General features: G+C 72.4%; 19 protein-coding genes. 8 read left to right on the top strand and 11 right to left on the bottom strand.

Annotated features, from left to right (window positions below; all coding sequences use genetic code 11):
- Positions 1–159: 159 nt before the first annotated feature.
- From C1I97_RS05280 to C1I97_RS05235, 10 genes are all read right to left on the bottom strand, one after another.
- A complete protein-coding gene (locus C1I97_RS05280; protein ID WP_111002054.1) occupies positions 160–585 on the bottom strand; it encodes a hypothetical protein in 426 nt (141 codons plus the stop codon).
- A 126-nt stretch (positions 586–711) separates the two neighbouring features.
- Positions 712–2226, bottom strand: a complete 1515-nt coding sequence (gene gatB / locus C1I97_RS05275; RefSeq protein ID WP_111002053.1) for an Asp-tRNA(Asn)/Glu-tRNA(Gln) amidotransferase subunit GatB — start codon at positions 2224–2226, stop codon at positions 712–714.
- Positions 2227–2242: 16 nt separating this feature from the next.
- Positions 2243–2485: a hypothetical protein gene (locus C1I97_RS05270; RefSeq protein ID WP_111002052.1), complete on the bottom strand. Its 243-nt coding sequence runs from the start codon at positions 2483–2485 to the stop codon at positions 2243–2245.
- Complete coding sequence (gene gatA / locus C1I97_RS05265) at positions 2482–3975, bottom strand: Asp-tRNA(Asn)/Glu-tRNA(Gln) amidotransferase subunit GatA (RefSeq protein ID WP_111002051.1); 1494 nt, start codon at positions 3973–3975, stop codon at positions 2482–2484. Before gatA ends, C1I97_RS05270 begins: the two co-directional genes overlap by 4 nt.
- A gap of 6 nt (positions 3976–3981) precedes the next feature.
- The gene (gene gatC / locus C1I97_RS05260; RefSeq protein ID WP_006130840.1) at positions 3982–4278 is read right to left on the bottom strand and encodes an Asp-tRNA(Asn)/Glu-tRNA(Gln) amidotransferase subunit GatC; all 297 of its coding nucleotides are present in this window, start codon (positions 4276–4278) and stop codon (positions 3982–3984) included.
- Positions 4279–4358: 80 nt separating this feature from the next.
- Entirely contained in the window at positions 4359–6605 is a 2247-nt protein-coding gene (locus tag C1I97_RS05255; RefSeq protein ID WP_111002050.1) for a putative bifunctional diguanylate cyclase/phosphodiesterase, read from the bottom strand.
- 260 nt (positions 6606–6865) lie between these two features.
- A complete protein-coding gene (gene ligA, locus C1I97_RS05250; RefSeq protein WP_111002049.1) occupies positions 6866–9061 on the bottom strand; it encodes an NAD-dependent DNA ligase LigA in 2196 nt (731 codons plus the stop codon).
- Positions 9062–9076: 15 nt separating this feature from the next.
- Entirely contained in the window at positions 9077–10084 is a 1008-nt protein-coding gene (locus C1I97_RS05245) for a methionine synthase (RefSeq protein WP_111002048.1), read from the bottom strand.
- A gap of 49 nt (positions 10085–10133) precedes the next feature.
- Positions 10134–10832 (bottom strand): SDR family oxidoreductase, encoded by a 699-nt coding sequence (locus C1I97_RS05240; RefSeq protein ID WP_111002047.1) that lies wholly within the window; start codon positions 10830–10832, stop codon positions 10134–10136.
- Between the two features lie 15 nt (positions 10833–10847).
- On the bottom strand, positions 10848–11387 hold the full coding sequence (locus C1I97_RS05235; protein ID WP_111002046.1) for a TIGR00730 family Rossman fold protein: 540 nt from the start codon (positions 11385–11387) through the stop codon (positions 10848–10850).
- 74 nt (positions 11388–11461) lie between these two features.
- On the opposite strand from C1I97_RS05235, the gene C1I97_RS05230 reads away from it, so the two are divergent.
- From C1I97_RS05230 to C1I97_RS05195, 8 genes are all read left to right on the top strand, one after another.
- Positions 11462–11785 (top strand): DUF427 domain-containing protein, encoded by a 324-nt coding sequence (locus tag C1I97_RS05230; RefSeq protein ID WP_111002045.1) that lies wholly within the window; start codon positions 11462–11464, stop codon positions 11783–11785.
- Between the two features lie 46 nt (positions 11786–11831).
- Positions 11832–12611 carry an alpha/beta fold hydrolase gene (locus tag C1I97_RS05225; protein ID WP_111002063.1) on the top strand — a complete coding sequence of 260 codons (780 nt, stop codon included), beginning with the start codon at positions 11832–11834 and terminating at the stop codon, positions 12609–12611.
- Between the two features lie 129 nt (positions 12612–12740).
- A complete protein-coding gene (locus C1I97_RS05220) occupies positions 12741–13709 on the top strand; it encodes a ketopantoate reductase family protein (protein ID WP_111002044.1) in 969 nt (322 codons plus the stop codon).
- A gap of 58 nt (positions 13710–13767) precedes the next feature.
- Positions 13768–14301, top strand: a complete 534-nt coding sequence (locus tag C1I97_RS05215) for an SRPBCC family protein (RefSeq protein WP_111002043.1) — start codon at positions 13768–13770, stop codon at positions 14299–14301.
- Between the two features lie 304 nt (positions 14302–14605).
- Positions 14606–15016 carry a hypothetical protein gene (locus C1I97_RS05210; protein WP_111002042.1) on the top strand — a complete coding sequence of 137 codons (411 nt, stop codon included), beginning with the start codon at positions 14606–14608 and terminating at the stop codon, positions 15014–15016.
- Positions 15017–15088: 72 nt separating this feature from the next.
- Positions 15089–15580: a hypothetical protein gene (locus tag C1I97_RS05205; protein ID WP_111002041.1), complete on the top strand. Its 492-nt coding sequence runs from the start codon at positions 15089–15091 to the stop codon at positions 15578–15580.
- A gap of 50 nt (positions 15581–15630) precedes the next feature.
- Positions 15631–16386 (top strand): DsbA family protein, encoded by a 756-nt coding sequence (locus tag C1I97_RS05200; RefSeq protein ID WP_111002040.1) that lies wholly within the window; start codon positions 15631–15633, stop codon positions 16384–16386.
- Positions 16383–17243 (top strand): cytochrome c biogenesis CcdA family protein, encoded by an 861-nt coding sequence (locus C1I97_RS05195; protein ID WP_111002039.1) that lies wholly within the window; start codon positions 16383–16385, stop codon positions 17241–17243. The genes C1I97_RS05200 and C1I97_RS05195 overlap by 4 nt, the downstream gene beginning before the upstream one ends.
- On the opposite strand, the gene mnmA is transcribed toward C1I97_RS05195, so the two are convergent.
- Positions 17244–18380: a tRNA 2-thiouridine(34) synthase MnmA gene (gene mnmA / locus C1I97_RS05190; protein WP_111002038.1), complete on the bottom strand. Its 1137-nt coding sequence runs from the start codon at positions 18378–18380 to the stop codon at positions 17244–17246.
- Positions 18381–18416 lie beyond the last annotated feature (36 nt).

Below are 18416 nucleotides of genomic sequence, written 5' to 3'. Positions count from 1 at the left end.
GGGAACAGTCGTCCATGATCGGAGCGGCCCGCAAAGAACGCATGAGCAAAAAGAACGCATGAGCAATCTGAAAACACTCTCGCAGGCAAATATGATCGTTTGTCTCGTTCGTGGCCTTATTCACATGAGTGCGACCCGATTCACAGGGCCGTCAGCCGCTCAATCGAACTGATCGCCGAGCGCCATCACCATCACTCCGGCGATCAGCAGCCACAGCGCCCGCCGGGTGCGGCCGCGGGAGCCGAGGAAGGCCGCGAGGGCGCAGACGGCGGCGCCGAGGGCGTAGGCGGCCGGGACGAGCGCGGGGGCCGGGCCGGTGAGCCGCAGCAGCGCCGCGGCGAGGCCGGCGAGTGCCAGCAGCGCACCGGCGCCGGCCGCGGTCCAGCGGGCGCGGCGCGCGACCTGAGCGGGGTCCTCCTCCTCGCCCTCGGCGTCGTTCTCGGCCCCGCCCCCGGCGTCGTCGGCGTCCTCGGCGCCGTCCCGGGCCGCGGCGGCCCGGACATCGTCGGCCTCGGTGTCGCCGGCCTCGGTGTCGCCGGCCTCGGATATCCCGGGGTGCGTGTCGGAATCGGCGCGTCCACTCATGGCGGGCGAGCGTAGCGCCTGCGGCGGGCGGCCCGGACGCGGGGTTGGGGTGGCCCCTGGGACGGCACGCCTCGGGGGGTGCACCGGATCCGGTGCACCCCCCGAGCGCGGTTCGCGAGAGCCGGCTCAGCCCTCGCCGACGCCCAGCTTCTGAAGGATCAGTTCCTTGACGCGGGCCGCGTCGGCCTGGCCGCGGGTGGCCTTCATGACCGCGCCGACCAGGGCGCCGGCCGCGGCCACCTTGCCGCCGCGGATCTTGTCCGCGATGGCCGGGTTGCCGGCGATGGCCTCGTCGACGGCGGTGGTCAGCGCGCCCTCGTCGGAGACGACCTTCAGGCCGCGCTTGTCGACGACCTCGTCCGGGGTGCCCTCACCGGCGAGAACGCCCTCGATGACCTGACGGGCCAGTTTGTCGTTCAGGTCTCCCCCGGCGACCAGCTCGGCGACCCGGGCGACCTGCCCGGGCGTGATCGGCAGCTCGTCCAGGGCCTTGCCCGACTCGTTGGCGGCACGGGCGAGCTCGCCCATCCACCACTTGCGGGCGGAGGCGGCGTCCGCGCCGGCCTCGATCGTGGCGACGATCGGGTCGAGGGCGCCGGCGTTGAGGATCGCCTGCATGTCGGTGGCCGAGATGCCCCACTCCGCCAGCAGGCGGGTACGGCGGACCAGCGGCAGCTCGGGCAGCACGGCGCGGATCTCCTCGACCCACTCGCGCGGCGGGGCCACCGGGACCAGGTCCGGCTCGGGGAAGTACCGGTAGTCCTCGGCCTCCTCCTTGGTCCGGCCCGAGGTCGTCGACCCGGTGTCCTCGTGGAAGTGGCGGGTCTCCTGGATCACCGTGCCGCCGCTGTCCAGTACGGCGGCGTGGCGCTGGATCTCGTAGCGGGCCGCCCGCTCCACGGACCGGAGCGAGTTGACGTTCTTCGTCTCCGAGCGCGTGCCGAACTTGTCCGCGCCCTTGGGCATCAGCGACAGGTTCACGTCACAGCGCATCTGGCCCATCTCCATCCGGGCCTCGGACACGCCGAGCGCCCGGATGAGCTCGCGCAGCTCACGGACGTACGCCTTGGCGACCTCGGGGGCGCGCTCGCCGGCGCCGGTGATCGGCTTGGTGACGATCTCGATCAGCGGGATGCCGGCGCGGTTGTAGTCCAGCAGGGAGTGGGACGCGCCGTGGATACGGCCGGTGGCGCCGCCGACGTGCGTCGACTTGCCGGTGTCCTCCTCCATGTGGGCGCGCTCGATCTCCACGCGGAAGATCTCGCCGTCCTCCAGCTGGACGTCGAGGTAGCCGTCGAAGGCGATCGGCTCGTCGTACTGGGAGGTCTGGAAGTTCTTCGGCATGTCCGGATAGAAGTAGTTCTTCCGGGCGAAGCGGCACCACTCGGCGATCTCGCAGTTCAGCGCGAGACCGATCTTGACGGCGGACTCCACGCCGGTCGCGTTGACGACCGGGAGCGCGCCGGGCAGGCCGAGGCAGACCGGGCAGGTCTGGGTGTTCGGGTCGGCGCCGAGCGTGGTCGAACAGCCGCAGAACATCTTGGTCTTGGTGCCGAGTTCGACATGGACCTCGAGGCCCATGACGGGGTCGTACGACGCCAGCGCGTCCTCGTACGACACCAGGTCGGTCGTGGTGGTCACGGTGAAAACTTCCCTCTCAGCCCAGCAGGACGTCGTCGTCGCCCAGCCGCTTCAGCTCGCGGTAGAGGATGGCGAGGCCGGTGACGATCGCGACGGCGGACACGGTGGCGTCGATCAGACGCAGCGTGTCGTGTTCGGCGCGGGCCTTCTTGATCTGCTTGGCGACACCGACCGCGCCGAACGCGGTGGTGGCCATGGACAGGTACGTACCGGACCTGGACTTCTTGAAGCCCTTGGCCTTCTGCAGCGCCTTGGTCACAGCGACGGAGCCTCCTCGAGCAGCGGGTGCCCCCACTTTTCCACGAAGGCGGCCTCGACGGCGGCACCCACCTTGTACAGGCGGTCGTCCTTCATCACCGGGGCGATGATCTGCAGGCCGACCGGGAGGTTGTCCTCCGGGGCGAGGCCGCAGGGCAGGGACATGGCCGCGTTTCCCGCCAGGTTGGTCGGGATGGTGCACAGGTCGGCGAGGTACATCGCCATCGGGTCGTCGGCGCGCTCGCCGATCGCGAAGGCGGTGGTCGGGGTCGTCGGGGAGACGATCACGTCGACCTGCTCGAAGGCCTTGTCGAAGTCCCGCTTGATGAGGGTGCGGACCTTCTGGGCGCTGCCGTAGTACGCGTCGTAGTAGCCGGAGCTGAGCGCGTAGGTGCCGAGCATGACGCGGCGCTTGACCTCGGGGCCGAAGCCCTCCTCGCGGGTGAGGGAGGTGACCTCCTCGGCGGAGTGGCTGCCGTCGTCGCCGGTGCGCAGGCCGTAGCGCAGGCCGTCGAAACGGGCCAGGTTGGAGGAGCACTCGGACGGCGCGATCAGGTAGTACGCCGACAGGGCCAGGTCGAAGGACGGGCAGTCCAGCTCGACGATCTCGGCGCCCAGCTCCTTCAGCAGCTCCACGGCCTCGTCGAACCGCTGGATGACGCCGGCCTGGTAGCCCTCGCCTCGGAACTGCTTGACCACGCCGACGCGCATGCCCTCGACGCTGCCGTTGCGGGCGGCCTCGACGACCGGCGGGACCGGCTCGTCGATGGAGGTGGAGTCGAGCGGGTCGTGCCCGGCGATCACCTCGTGCAGCAGGGCCGCGTCCAGGACCGTGCGGGCGCAGGGGCCGCCCTGGTCGAGGGAGGAGGAGAAGGCGACCATGCCGTAGCGGGAGACCGCGCCGTACGTCGGCTTCACACCGACCGTGCCGGTGACGGCGGCCGGCTGGCGGATGGAGCCGCCGGTGTCGGTGCCGATGGCGAGCGGGGCCTGGAAGGAGGCCAGCGCGGCGGAGGAGCCGCCGCCGGAGCCGCCGGGGATCCTGGTGAGGTCCCAGGGGTTGCCGGTCGGGCCGTAGGCGCTGTTCTCGGTGGAGGACCCCATGGCGAACTCGTCCATGTTGGTCTTGCCGAGGATCACCACGTCGGCGGCCTTGAGCCGCTGGGTGAGGGTCGCGTCGTACGGCGGGATCCAGCCTTCGAGGATCTTGGAGCCGACGGTGGTCGGCACGCCCTCGGTGGTGAAGATGTCCTTGAGCGCGAGGGGGACGCCGGCCAGCGGGCCCAGCTTCTCGCCCCGCTCGCGCTTCTCGTCGACGGCGCGGGCCTGGGCGAGGGCGCCCTCGCGGTCGACGTGCAGGAAGGCGTGCACCTTCTCGTCGACGGCCTCGATCCGGGCGAGGTGGGCCTCGGTGACCTCGACGGCCGTGAGCTCACCGGAGGCGATCTTCTCGGCGGTCTCGGCGGCGGTGAGCCTGATGATGTCCGTCATGGTTGCTTACTCCTCCCCCAGGATCTGCGGCACCTTGAAACGCTGCTGCTCCTGGGCAGGAGCGCCGGAGAGCGCCTGCTCGGGGGTGAGCGACGGACGGACCTCGTCCGCGCGCATGACGTTGGTCAGCGGCAGCGGGTGGGAGGTCGGCGGTACGTCTTGGTCGGCGACCTCGCTGACGCGGGCCACCGCGCCGATGATGTCGTCCAGCTGTCCCGCGAAGTGGTCTAGCTCTTCGGGTTTCAGCTCCAGACGCGCCAGCCGGGCGAGGTGGGCGACCTCCTCGCGCGTGATGCCAGGCATGCAGCGTTCCTCTGGGGTGAGTGTGTGTGGTTTGGGGCCAATCCTAGGGGGCCGGGCCCGCTACCCGTGAAACGGTCGGCTCACTCGTCGGCCGCCGCCGCGGGCAGCGCGGCGGCGGGGCGCACCCAGCCGCGTGATCCCCGTGCCCGCAGCCACGCCGTGGTCTCCTCCGGAGGCATCGCGGCGGCGACGAGCCAGCCCTGTACGGCGTCGCAGCCCAGGTCCCGCAGCCGCTCCCAGGTCTCGTCGTCCTCGACGCCCTCCGCGACGACGAGCAGGCCGAGGGAGTGCGCGAGGTCGACGGTGCAGCGCACGATCTCGGCGTCCTCGGTGTCGACCGCCAGCCGGGCCACGAACGAGCGGTCGATCTTCAGTTCGCTCACCGGCAGCCGCCGCAGGTGCACCAGCGAGGAGTACCCGGTGCCGAAGTCGTCCAGCGACATCTTCACGCCGTGCCCGGTCAGGGCGTGCAGGGTGTCGGCGGCCCGCTGCGGGTCCTCCAGCAGGACGTGCTCGGTTATCTCCAGCTGCAGCGCTCCGGCCGGGACGCCGTGCCGGGCCAGCCGGGCGGCCACCGAGCCGGCGAAGCCGGGGACGTGCACATCGCGCGGGGAGACGTTGACCGCGACCGGCACGTACAGGCCCTGCGCCCGCCACCGGGCGACCTGCTCGAGCGCGGTCTCCAGCACGTAGTCCGTCAGGTGGGGCATCAGCCCGGAGGACTCGGCGATCGCTATGAACTCGTCCGGCGGCACCCTGCCGCGCTCGGGGTGGACCCAGCGCACCAGCGCCTCCAGGCCCGCGACCTGTCCGTCGAAGCGGACCTTGGGCTGGTAGTGCAGCTGGACCTCGTGGGCGTCCAGGGCCCGGCGCAGGTCGCCCAGCAGCCCCAGCCGGTCGGGGGTGTTGGAGTCCCGCTTGGACTCGTAGACCTCCACGCCCGTGCGGTCCCGCTTGGCCTGGTACATCGCCACGTCCGCCCGGCGCAGCATGCCCTCGGCGTCCAGGGCGTGGTCGGGGAAGACGGCGACCCCGGCGCTGGCCTCCAGGACGAGGGTGAGCCCGTCGAGGTCGAGCGGGGAGCTGAGGGCGGTGACCAGGGCGCGGGCGACGCGGGTCGCGGACGTCGTGGAGTCGGCGACCGGCAGTAACACGGCGAACTCGTCGCCGCCGAGCCGCGCGGCCTCCGCTCCGCGCGGCAGCGCCTGGCGCAGCCGGTCGGCGATCTGCAACAGCAGCCGGTCCCCGGCGAGATGGCCGAGCGTGTCGTTGACCGAGCGGAAACGGTCCAGGTCGATCAGCATCAGGGCGGACCGGGCGTCGATGCGTTCGGCCTCGTCCAGGGCGATCCAGATGCGCTCCAGCAGCCACTGCCGGTTGGGCAGCCCGGTCAGCGGGTCGCGCAACTGCTCCTCGGCCCGGGCGCGGGCCATCCACAGGGTGGAGTCCAGCGCGATGAGCGGGATGGCGAACAGCGGCAGCAGGGCGGGTTTGGCCACGGCGACGACGCAGATCAGCGGGGCGATGCCGAGCAGGGCGACGGCGAACAGGCCCTGTCTGACCAGGGCGGTGCGGGCGACCGTGGGCACTCCGGCGTTGCGGGAGGTGTTCAGGAACCACAGCAGGGTGCGGGTGACCGCGAGGTAGGCGGCGGCGACCAGCACCACCTGCAGGGCGGTGTACGCGGTCCAGCCGCCCGGGTACCACGGGCGCTCCACGGTCGGTACGCGGCCGAAGGCGCCCAGCACCAGGGCGCCGGCGCCGATGCCGAGGATGTCCACCGCGCCGTGCACGACGCCCTGGCGCCAGCAGTGGCGGCGGGCGACGCCGACCAGGACGACGACGGTGAGACTGACCAGGCCGGCGGGCACCCAGCCGTGGAGCAGCAGCACGGCAAGGGTCAGGGCGGTGCCGGAGCCGGTGCCGCCCCCCCAGCGGGCCCGGCCGAGCATGACCAGGTGACCGACGATGACGCCGGTGAGCACGGCCAGGGACCAGCCGACGGTGCCGGACGGGAAGAGCGCGTGGCCGCCGGTGAGCGCCGTGCAGAAGCCGGCGCCCAGGACGAGGGCGGCCGCGGTGACGACCACCGTCGGCAACGCGGGCCGGAACCGGTGCTGTTCGGGTTCGGCACCCGGCAGCCCGGAGGCGTGTCCGGCGGCCGGCGGTGCGGAGGTGCGCAGCTCCGTCACGGTGTACTGTCCGGCAACGCGCCCGGGGTGCTCCTTCGTGCCCAAACGCTCCGGCGTCCGCTCCCGGATCCCCCGCCAGGCGTCGGCCAGCCGGCGCAGCCGTGGGTGCGGGGCGGCGCTCTCCGTCGGTTCCATTCCCGTCCCTCTCACAGCCGGCGGTGCCCACGCCACGCGGTCCGCTGCCCGACGACCACCGGGCGGCACCGCGCTGGAAAACCCTTCCCCGTACTCATGGCGAGCACGGAGATGCCCCGACCGCAGCTGGGCACGGCAGGCGCACACCTCAACAGTAGGCCGCAGAAGCCTTTCACGGGCAGCGGTCGTCAACGGTTGCCCGAATGCGCCCCGGCCGCCCGTATGCATCTGGTATGCGCCGAACAGGTGGACTTCAACCCCTACTCGCCGGTCGGAAGCGCGACTTCGGCCGCCGCGTCCGGGCCCCGCTCCAACAGGACGCCGAAACCGTCCTCGTCGAGGACCGGAACTTTGAGCTTCATCGCTTTGTCGTACTTCGAACCGGGGTTGTCGCCCACAACCACAAAGGAGGTCTTCTTCGAAACCGAACCGGTCACCTTCGCTCCCCGGTTCTGCAGCGCCTCCTTGGCGCCGTCCCGGGTGAACTTGTCGAGGGTGCCGGTGACCACGACCGTCAGCCCCTCGAGCGGGCGCGGGCCCTCGTCCTCACCGGTGCTCTCGTCCTCCAACGGCACCCCGGCGGCCTTCCACTTGCGGACGATCTCCCGGTGCCAGTCCTCGGCGAACCACTCCTTCACCGCGGCGGCGATGACCGGTCCCACGCCGTCGGTGTTCGCCAGCTCCTCCTCGCCGGCCTGCTCGATGCGGTCGATGGAGCGGAACTCGCGGGCCAGGGCCTGGGCTGCGACCGGTCCGACATGGCGGATGGAAAGTCCGTTCAGGAAGCGGGCCAGCGGGCGGTCCTTGGCCGCCTCGATGTTCCGCAGCAGCGCCAGGGTGTTCTTCTTCGGCTCGCCCTTCTGGTTGGCGAAGACGGTGACGACCTTGTCCTCACCCGTCTTCGGGTCGCGCTTGGGCAGCCCGCTGTCCGGGTCGAGGACGTAGGCCTTGATGGGCAGCAACTCCTCCACGGTGAGGCCGAACAGGTCGCCCTCGTCGACGAGCGGCGGGTCGGCCGGCTCCAGCGGGCGGGTGAGCGCGGCCGCCGCCACCTCGCCGAAGTGCTCGATGTCCAGGCACTCCCGGCCCGCGAGGTAGGAGACCCGCTCCCGCAACTGGGCCGGACACGCACGGGCGTTGGGGCAGCGCAGGTCGACGTCGCCCTCCTTCATCGGCTTGAGCTGCGTACCGCACTCGGGGCAGTGGGACGGCATGACGAACTCCCGCTCGCTGCCGTCACGCAGGTCGACGACCGGACCGAGGATCTCCGGGATGACGTCACCGGCCTTGCGCAGCACCACCGTGTCGCCGATGAGCACACCCTTGGCCTTCACCACGTCCTGGTTGTGCAGGGTGGCGAACTCGACCTCGGAGCCGGCCACCGTGACCGGCTCGACCTGCGCGTACGGCGTGGCCCGGCCGGTGCGGCCGACGCTCACCTTGATGTCGACCAGCTTGGTGTTGACCTCTTCGGGTGCGTACTTGTACGCGATCGCCCAGCGCGGCGCGCGTGCCGTGGAGCCCAGCCGGCCCTGGAGGCGGATCTCGTCGAGCTTGACGACCACTCCGTCGATCTCGTGCTCCACCGAGTGCCGGTTCTCGCCGTAGTACGCGATGAACTCCCGGATGCCTTCGAGGTCGTCGACCACCTTGTTGTGCCGGGAGGTGGGCAGGCCCCAGGTGTGCAGCAGGTCGTAGGCGTGGGAGAGGCGGTCGATGCCCTGGAAGCCCTCCAGGGCGCCGATGCCGTGCACCACCATGTGCAGCGGCCGGGTGGCGGTGACCCGGGGGTCCTTCTGGCGCAGTGAACCCGCCGCCGCGTTGCGCGGGTTGGCGAACGGCTTGTCACCGGCCTCGACCAGACGGCGGTTGAGCTCCTCGAACTTCTCCATCGGGAAGTAGACCTCGCCGCGGATCTCCACGAGGTCCGGGACGCGGTCGCCCTTCAGCCGGTCCGGGATCTCCGCGATGGTCCGGACGTTGGGCGTGATGTCCTCGCCGGTGCGGCCGTCGCCGCGGGTCGCCGCGCGCGTGAGCCGGCCGTGCTCGTAGGTGAGGTTGACGGCGAGTCCGTCGACCTTGAGCTCGCACAGGAAGTGGTACTCCTGGCTGCCCAGCTCCTTGGCGATGCGCTCGGTCCAGGCGGCGAGGTCGGCGTCGTTGAACGTGTTGTCCAAGGAAAGCATCCGCTGCCGGTGCTCGACGGCGGTGAACTCCGTCTCGTAGGACCCGGCGACCTTCTGGGTGGGCGAGTCGGGCGTGCGCAGCTCCGGGTACTCCTCCTCCAGCTCCTCCAGGGAGCGCAGGAGCCGGTCGAACTCGGCGTCGCTGATGACGGGGGCGTCCTTGACGTAGTACCGGAAGCGGTGCTCCTCGACCTGCTCCGCGAGCTGCGCGTGCTTCTCCCGTGCCCCTGCGGGCACCCCTGTCTCCGCTTGCTGCTTGTCGCCGGCCACCGTGTTGTCCTCCCGTTACTCTGGGTTGTCCGCGAGGGATCTCGCCGCCTGGACGCAGTGGGCGAGCGCCCGGCGGGCGTAGGCGGGGGAAGCGCCCGCGAGTCCGCACGCCGGAGTGACCGTGACCGTCTCGGCGAGAAGCCCCGGCTCCAGACCCAGCCTGCGCCACAACGTCCTGACACCCATGACGCTACCGGCAGGGTCTGACAACGGGCCGTCCGTGCCGGGCACGACGCCCGCGAAGAGCCGGGTGCCCCCTTCCACCGCCTCCCCGACCGCGTCGTCGTCACGCTCGGTGAGAAGCGAGACGTCGAGGGAGACCGCCGCGGCGCCCGCCCGGCGCAGCAGGGCGAGCGGCGCGTCCGGCGCGCAGGAGTGCACCACGACCGGACCCTCGGTGTGCACCCCGAGGACGTCCCGGAGCGTGGCCTCCACGATCTGCCGGTCGACGGCGCGGTGGGTCCGGTAGCCGCTGGCGGTCCGCACCCGCCCGCGCAGGACGGCGGTCAGGGACGGCTCGTCGAGCTGGAGGACGAGCCGGGCGCCGGGAACGCGCCGCCGCACCTCCGCGAGATGGAGCCGCAGCCCCTCGGCCAGCGAGGCGGCCAGGTCCCGGCAGGCGCCGGGATCGGAGAGGGCCGCCTCGCCGTTCCTGAGCTCCAGGCCGGCGGCGAGCGTCCACGGCCCCACCGCCTGCACCTTCAGCGCGCCCTCGTACCCCTGGGTGAACTCCTCCAGGGCGTCGAGGTCCTCCCCGAGCCAGGACCGCGCCCGCTTGGTGTCCCGCCCCGGCCGGTCCCCGATCCGCCAGCCGCTGGGCTCCACGCGCGCGTACAGCTCGACGAGCATCCCGGCGGTCCGCCCGATCATGTCGGCGCCGGGCCCGCGCGCGGGCAGCTCGGGCAGGAAGGGGAAGTCCTCGAAGGTGCCGGTGACGGTCTTGACGGCCTCCCGGGCGTCCCCGCCGGGCATGGACCCGACGCCGGTGGCGGCACTGAAGGTGAAGGGGCTGTTTTCACTCACCCGGGAAGCCTACGTAACGCTCCGCGGGTGCTTCACCCGTCGGTGCGGCTCAGCGCCCCGGCCGGACCGTCAGGTCGTTGACCTCCGCGTCCCGCGGCAGGTCCAGGGCCATGACGATGGTCGTGGCGACCGACTCGGGGTCGATCCACTTCCCCGGGTCGTACTCCTTGCCCTCCTGCTGGTGGACCTTGGCCTGCATGGGGCTGGCGGTGCGGCCCGGGTAGACGGAGGTGACCCGGACGCCGTTCGCGTGCTCCTCCTGGCGCAGGGAGTCGGCCAGGGCCTTCAGACCGTGCTTGGAGGCGGCGTACGCGGACCAGTCGGCGCCCGCGTTCAGGCCCGCGCCCGAGTTGACGAACACCACGTGCCCGCGCGAGGCGCGCAGCTGGGGCAGGAGGAGGCGGGTCAGCTCGGCGGGGGCGATCAGGTTGACGTCGAGCTGGTGGCGCCAGCTCTTCGGGGTGAGCTCACCGACCGGGCCGAGGTCGACCACGCCCGCGACGTGCAGCAGGGAGTCCACCCGGTCGGGCAGCGTCTGATGCGAGAGCGCCCAGCTCAGCCGGTCGGGGTCGGCCAGGTCGCCGACGAGCGTCCGGGCGCCGGGGAACTCGGCGGCCAGCTCCTTGGCCCGGCCCGCGTCGCGCGCGTGCAGCACGAGCTCGTCCCCGCGCGCGTGCAGCCGGCGGGCCACGGCCGCGCCGATGCCGGAACCGGCCCCGGTGATCACATGTGTAGCCATGCCCGCCATGCTCGCACCACGGTGTCAGCGACCGTTCAGCGACTCCTCCAGGTACGTCATCGCGCCCGCGGGCTCCTCGGCGAAGAACACGAGCTCGGCGAGCGGCCGGGGCAGGAACCCGTCCTCCTCCATACGGCTGAACTGCTGCCGGAGGCCGTCGTAGAAGCCCCCGGTGTTCAGCAGCACCACCGGCTTGTCGGTCCGGCCGTGCTTCTTCAGCTCCAGGATCTCGGTGGCCTCGTCGAGCGTCCCGGTGCCGCCCACCATGATCACGACCGCGTCGGCCTTCTCCAGCAGCAGCCTCTTGCGCTCGGCGAGGTCCCGCGCGATCACCATCTCGTCCGCACCGGGCCGTGCCTTGGCCGACAGGAAGTCGACCGACACGCCGACGAGCCGCCCGCCCGCCTCCTGCACACCGTCCGCGACCACCTTCATCAGCCCGGTGTCGGAGCCGCCCCAGACCAGGCTGTGCCCGCCCTTGCCGATCAGCCGGGCGAAGTCGCGCGCGGGACGGGTGTAGCGGTCGTCGAGGTCGGCGGCGGAGAGGAAGACGCAGATGTTCATGCGCTCAACGGTACGTGGCGGGAAGCCCGCGCCCCGCGCGGGAAGAACCGTGCGCCCCCGGGCGCTGTACCGGCATGGCCCAAGGACACACGATCACGATCGACAAGAGCGGCGAGCACGTACGCGTGGTGCACGACGGCCAGGTCCTCGCGGAGAGCGACCGCCCCCTGGTGCTGCGCGAGACGGGCTGCCCCCCGCGGTACTACCTGCCGCCCGAGGACGTGCGCCTCGACCTGCTGACGCCGTCCGACACGCACACGTACTGCCCCTTCAAGGGCACGGCGTCCTACTGGTCCCTGCCGGACGCGCCGGACCTGGTGTGGGCGTACCCCGACCCGAAACCGGACGTCGCCGGGATCAGGGACCACCTGTGCTTCTACGACGCGGAGGTGTTGTGACCGAATGAGTCCGCCGAGCCGTGGCAGTCTCACAGACATGACCGGCATGGACAAGAAGACCGTCTCGCGTGACGGCACCTCCCTCGCCTACCACCGCGCCGGACAGGGCCCGGTGGCCGTCCTCGTCAGCGGCGCGATGTCGACGGGCGCGACGATGGCACCGCTGGCGGCGGCGCTGTCGGACCGCTGCGACGCCGTCGTCTACGACCGCCGGGGCCGCGGCGGGAGCGGGGACACGGCGCCGTACGCGGTGGAACGCGAGGTCGAGGACCTCGCCGCGCTGATCGACGCGGTGGGCGGCGAGGCGGCGCTGTACGGCGTCTCCTCGGGCGGTGCGCTGGCCCTGAGAGCGGCGGCGAGCGGACTGCCGGTCCGCCGGGTGGCGGTGTACGAGCCGCCCTTCGCCGTACGTGAGGGCGGCGAGCACGAGCGCGCCGAGTACACGGACAACCTGAACCAGGCGCTCGCCGAGGGCCGCCGCGGCGACGCGGTGGAGCTGTTCCTGCGGCGCACCGGACTGGCACCCGAGGTGATCGCCAGTGCCCGCCAGTCCCCCCTGTGGCCCGGCATGGAGTCGATCGCGCCCACCCTCGCCCACGACGACGCCGTGATGGGCGACGGCCTGGTCCCCCACGACCTGCTGGCCTCGATCACCGTGCCGGTCCTGTCCGTCTCGGGCAGCGCGAGCCCGGCCTGGATGCGCGAGGCGGCCAGGGCGATCGCCGAGGCCGCGCCCCGGGGGACGTACCGCGTCCTGGAGGGCCAGACCCACGCGGTGGAACCGGAAGTGCTGGCACCGGTGCTGGCGGAGTTCTTCGCCGCGTGAAACGGTCTTCGTCCGCGGTGCGGTGCGCCGGGACCGGAAATGCGCCGGGACCCGTGGTTGTTGGCGCCCACCGAAACGGCGGCCCCGCCCGACCGGGGGCGCCCCGCGACCGGAAGGGACACCACAGCCATGCCCAGCACCGCTCACGACGTCGCCGAAGCCACTTCCGCCGAGAACGCCCCTCGTCCTTGGACCGTGGCCGTGCTCGGCCCCGGCGGTGTCGGCGGGCTGCTCGCCGCGCTGCTGTCCCGGAGAGGTCACCGGGTGATCTGCCTGGCCGGGGACGCGACGGCGCAGGCCCTGCGCAAGGACGGAATACGGGTGCGCAGCGGCCAGTTCGGGGACTTCACCGCCGAGGTCGGGGCGGACACCGAACTGCGGGAGCCGGTCGACCTGTGTGTGGTGGCCGTCAAGCACACCCACCTGGACGCCGCGCTGGACCGGGTCCCGCCGGCCGTGCTCGGTGCGGACGGCCTCGTCCTGCCGCTCCTCAACGGCATCGAGCACCCCGAGGCCCTGCGCCGCCGCTACGGCGACGACCGGGTGGCCGCGGGCGTCATCCGCGTCGAGTCGACCCGCGTCGCGCCCGGTGTCATCGAGCACGGCAGCCCGTTCACCGAGATCGACCTGGCCGGGACGGCTTCGCGCCCGCTCACCGGCCTGGCCGCCGTGCTGGAGTCCGCCGGCGTGCGGACCCGCCTGGCCGAGTCCGAGACCGCCGTCCTCTGGGCGAAGCTGGCCTTCCTCGCCCCCTTCGCCCTCCTCACCACCCGCTACGGCGTCACCATCGGCACGGTCCGCACCGGCCACCGCGAGGAACTGCTCGCCCTTGTCGGCGAGATCACCGCCGTCGGCCGCGCCGCCGGGGCGCCGCTCGATCCGGACCGGACCCTGGCGATGTACGACGCGTGCCCTGCCGGGATGAAGTCCTCGATGCAGCGCGACGCCGCGGCGGGCCGCGCCCTGGAGCTCGAAGCGATCGGCGGCGCCGTGCTGCGCGCCGCGAAGCGGTACGGCATTGCGGCGCCGACGGCCGCCCGACTGGTGTCCGAACTGACCACTCCTGTGACCAACTCAACATCGATCAGCGAGAGTTGACGGACCTAGACTCCCCGTGCGGGAGCGGCGAACGACCGCGCCCACACGGGGAGCAGCCATGCGCTACGCCGACCAGCCCAGCACGCACCGCGAGGTGCACATCGCGGCGGAACCCTCGCGGGTCTGGGAAGTCGTCACCGACGTCGAGGCCATGGCCGGATGGAGTCCCGAGCTGGTGAGTGTGGAGTGGCAGGACGGTGCCGACGGGCCGGCGCCGGGCGCCCGTTATTTCGGACACAACCGGAATCCGGTCGTGGGCGAGTGGCGCACCCTCTCCCACATCACGGAGGCCACCCCGGAGCGCACCCTCACCTGGTGTGTGCTGGACCCCGACGGACGCTACGGCAAGGCCAGTGAGGACCCGGCGGACCGGATGGCCACCTGGTCCTTCGCCCTCACTCCGGCGCCGGAGGGGGGCACCGTACTGCGCCAGTCGGTCACGGTCGGCCCCGGCCGCTCCGGCCTGAACGCGTACATCGACCGCGCCCCCGACCAGGAGGAGGCGATCATCGACTACCGCCTCAACGAACTCGGCAAGGGCATGGACGCCACCCTGACCGGCATCAAGGAGACAGCGGAACGCCGGTCCTAGCGGTACGGGCTCCGTCCCCACATCGGCCTGACCGCGCGAGGCGGTCAAAGCTGATCGCCGAGGCCGCGCCCCGGAGCACGTGCCACTCCCAGGAGGCTCAGACCCACGCGGTGGAGCCGGAGGTACCGGCACCGGTGTCGGCGGAGTTCTTCACGGGGTGGGAAACGGGCGCGGCCGGGATCACCTCACCGCGTCCCACCCCAGGTGGGTCCTCGTCTCCGTCCGGTGGAGCCGCCCCGCCGGGGCGCCGGTGCGTCCGGTGCGCCCTGGTCTATGGTGGGCACGGCCGGAAGGAGGTGCGGGGATGCTCGGGAAGCGGCACGGTGTCATGGGCGCCGTCCTTGCGCTGCTGACCCTGCTCGCCGCGCTGTTCTGCGCCACGTCGGTCCGCTCGGACGCCTCCGTGGCCTCGGTGGTTTCGGCCTCTTCCGCGGTGGAGGATCCCTTTGCCGCGGCTGCCGTCTCCTCCGCGGCCCTCCCCTCCCTCGACACGGCCGATCGGAGCGGCGGTGCCGACGCCGCGGGCGGCCCGTGTCTGAAGAAGGTGGTCCCGGACCAGCCGCAGCCGCGAACCGGCGCCGCGCTGATCAGCGGCCCACCCACAGGGACCGGTGAGACGGCGTGGGTCCGCGGGTCCGCGCACACCGTTGCCCACCGCTGCGGTCCGGCTCCCTCTCCTCCCGATCTCACCGAGCTCTCCGTACGACGCGTATAGGCCCGCGCACCGCGTCCGCGTGCTCCTGTCGGCCCGTACAACCGCGCAATCGCGCAATCGGAGAGTCTCCCGTTGTCCTCCTCCCGCTCGCCCCGGGCGGCGTGGGCTGCCCTGCGCCGCTGGCCCCGCGGCCGGTGGATCGCCGTGGCGGCCGCAACGCCGCTGGTGATCCTCGCCCTCGGCGTGCCCACGGCCCTGGTGCCGAACCCGTTCTTCTCCCGCTCGGTGCCCCCGGTGTGGTGGAACCACGTCGTGCTGGTGCTCACCGCCCTGCTGTCGGCCGTCGTACTCGCCACCTACGTCCGGGCGGGGTCCTCGCCCCGTGACGACCGTGATCGCACCGGGCGTTCGCTCGGGTCGGCCGGTGCGGTGCTGTCCTTCCTCGCGGTCGGCTGCCCCGTCTGCAACAAGGCCGTTCTCCTCCTCGTCGGGACGTCGGGGGCGCTGAGTTACTGGGCGCCCCTGCAGCCCGTCGTCGCGGTGGTCTCGCTCGCCCTGCTGGCCGAGGCCGCGCTGCGGCGCCTGGCGTCCGAGGCGGCGTGTTCCGTCCGGCCCGGTGCCTGACTCCTGCCTCCCTCTTCTCCTGCCTTCCGCACATCTCACTTCGGAGTGCCATGTCTTCCTCTCTTCGCGCCCGTCGTCGCCGTCTGGTCCTGATCACCGCGGTGAGCGGCGCGGCGGCCGTCCTCGCCTCGACCATCGCCCTCACCGGCACGTCCGGCGGCCCGAGCGCCAAGGAGGCACCGGCGGCCTCCTCTTCTTCCTCGTCCTCGACCGCCGTCCCCGACGAACGAGAGGCGTCGCTGCTCGCTCTGGCCCGCCGGAAGGACGGGGACCCGCTGGCCAAGGGGAAGGCCGACGCCCCCGTCGTGATGATCGTCTACTCGGACTTCCAGTGCCCCTTCTGCGGCAAGTTCGCCCGCGAGACCGAACCCGAACTCGTCCGCGAGTACGTGGACAAGGGCGTGCTGCGCATCGAGTGGCGCAACTTCCCCGTGTTCGGCGACGAGTCGGAACGGGCCGCGCGGGCCGCCTGGGCCGCCGGACGGCAGGGCAGGTTCTGGCAGTTCCACGACGTCGTCTTCGGAAAGCCGCGGGAGCGCGACCGGGGCCAGTTCTCCGCCGCGCGCCTGCGGGACATGGCCCGTGAGGCGGGCGTCGCCGATCTCGACCGCTTCAGCACCGACATGGAGTCGGAGGGCGCGAACGAGGCGGTGCGCGAGGACCAGGAGGAGGGTTACGGCCTGGGGGTGTCCAGCACGCCCGCCTTCCTCGTCAACACCACGCCGATCCTGGGCGCCCAGCCGCTGACCGCCTTCAGCGTCGCCATCGAGAAGGCGGCCGAGGAGGCCGGGGAAGCGGCGCGATGAGCGAGATCACCGCCGTCACCGCCTTCCTCGGCGGACTGCTCGCCCTGCTCAGCCCTTGCAGCGCACTGCTGCTGCCGGCGTTCTTCGCGTACTCCTTCACGACGCGCACGCGCCTGCTCCTGCGCACCGCCGTCTTCTACGCGGGGCTGTGCGTGACGCTGGTGCCGCTCGGTGTGGCCGGGTCCTTCGCCAGCCGGCTGTTCTACGGGCACCGCGGGACGCTGGTCGCCGTCGGCGGCTGGACGCTGATCGCGCTGGGGCTCGCGCAGGTCCTGGGGCTCGGATTCGGCTCCCGCCGGCTGCAGCGGGCGGCGGGAGCGCGCCGGACCGGATCCGCCCTGTCCGTCTTCACCCTGGGCGCCGTCTACGGCCTGGCCGGCTTCTGCGCCGGTCCCATCCTGGGCGGCATCCTCACGGTGGCCGCGCTCGACGGCAGTCCGCTGCACGGCGGTCTGCTGCTGGCGCTCTACGCGCTGGGCATGGCGGTGCCGATGTTCGGCCTGGCGCTGCTGTGGGACCGCTACGACCTCGGACGCCGACGCTGGCTGAGGGGGCGGGCCCTGCGGCTGGGCCCCCTGACCGTGCACTCCACCTCGCTCGTCGGGGGGTGCGTCTTCATGCTGCTCGGAGCCGTGTTCCTGCTGTTCGACGGCACGTCCGCGCTGCCCTCGCTGCTCGGCGTCGACACCGAGGCGGCGTGGGAGCAGGGAGTGACGCGCATCGGGGAGGCCGTCTCCGACCGCTCCCTGGCCTTGGTGGCGGCTCTGGCCGCGGCCGCCACGGCCGCGGTGGCCGCCCTGCGGCTGCGCCGGCTGACGCGGCGGCACAGCGGGGACGAGGCCGACTCGTCCCCGTGATCAGACCGCCGTGGCCGCGTCCTTCGCGCGGACCGTGGACGCGATGGTCGCCGAGCCCACCACGCGCGTGCCGTCGTACAGGACGATCGCCTGGCCGGGGGCCACGCCGCGGACCGGCTCGGTGAAGGCGACCCGGAGTTCGCCGTCGACGAGCTCCGCGGTGACCTCCGTCTCGCCGCCGTGGGCGCGCAGCTGGGCCGTGTACGTGCCGGGGCCGGACGGGGCCGTGCCGCACCAGCGGGGCCTGATGGCCGTGAGCGCGGTGACGTCGAGGGCGGAGGCGGGCCCCACCGTGACCGTGTTGTTCACCGGGGAGATGTCCAGGACGTAGCGCGGCTTGCCGTCGGGGGCCGGGGTGCCGATGCGCAGACCCTTGCGCTGGCCGATGGTGAAGCCGTACGCGCCCTCGTGGGTGCCGACGACCGTGCCCGACTCGTCGACGATGTCGCCCTCCGCCCTGCCCAGGCGGCGGGCGAGGAAGCCCTGGGTGTCGCCGTCGGCGATGAAGCAGATGTCGTGCGAGTCGGGCTTCTTGGCGACGGCGAGGCCCCGGCGCTCGGCCTCCGCGCGGATCTCGTCCTTGGTGGTGACCGTGTCGCCCAGGGGGAACATCGCGTGCGCGAGCTGCTTGTCGTCCAGGACACCGAGGACGTACGACTGGTCCTTGGCCATGTCGGAGGCGCGGTGCAGCTCGCGGGTGCCGTCGGGAAGCGTCACCACGCGCGCGTAGTGACCGGTGCACACCGCGTCGAAGCCCAGCGCCAGCGCCTTGTCCAGCAGCGCGGCGAACTTGATCTTCTCGTTGCAGCGCAGGCACGGGTTCGGGGTGCGGCCGGCCTCGTACTCGGCGACGAAGTCCTCCACCACGTCCTCGCGGAAGCGCTCGGCGAGGTCCCAGACGTAGAAGGGGATGCCGATGACGTCCGCGGCACGGCGGGCGTCGCGCGAGTCCTCGATGGTGCAGCAGCCCCGCGCGCCCGTGCGGAAGGACTGCGGGTTCGCGGAGAGCGCGAGGTGGACGCCGGTGACGTCGTGGCCGGCCGCCGCCGCGCGCGCGGCGGCGACGGCGGAGTCGACCCCGCCCGACATGGCGGCGAGGACGCGGAGGGGGCGGGTGCGCTGCGGGGTGTCAGTCATAGCCCCTCCAGGGTACGGGGGTGCGGGAACCGGGGC

The sequence above is a fragment of the Streptomyces sp. NTH33 genome (assembly GCF_003236365.1).
Taxonomy (GTDB): Bacteria; Actinomycetota; Actinomycetes; order Streptomycetales; family Streptomycetaceae; genus Streptomyces.
The sequence above is the reverse complement of the archived record's forward strand: the minus strand, read 5'-3'. Positions and strand labels throughout refer to the sequence as shown.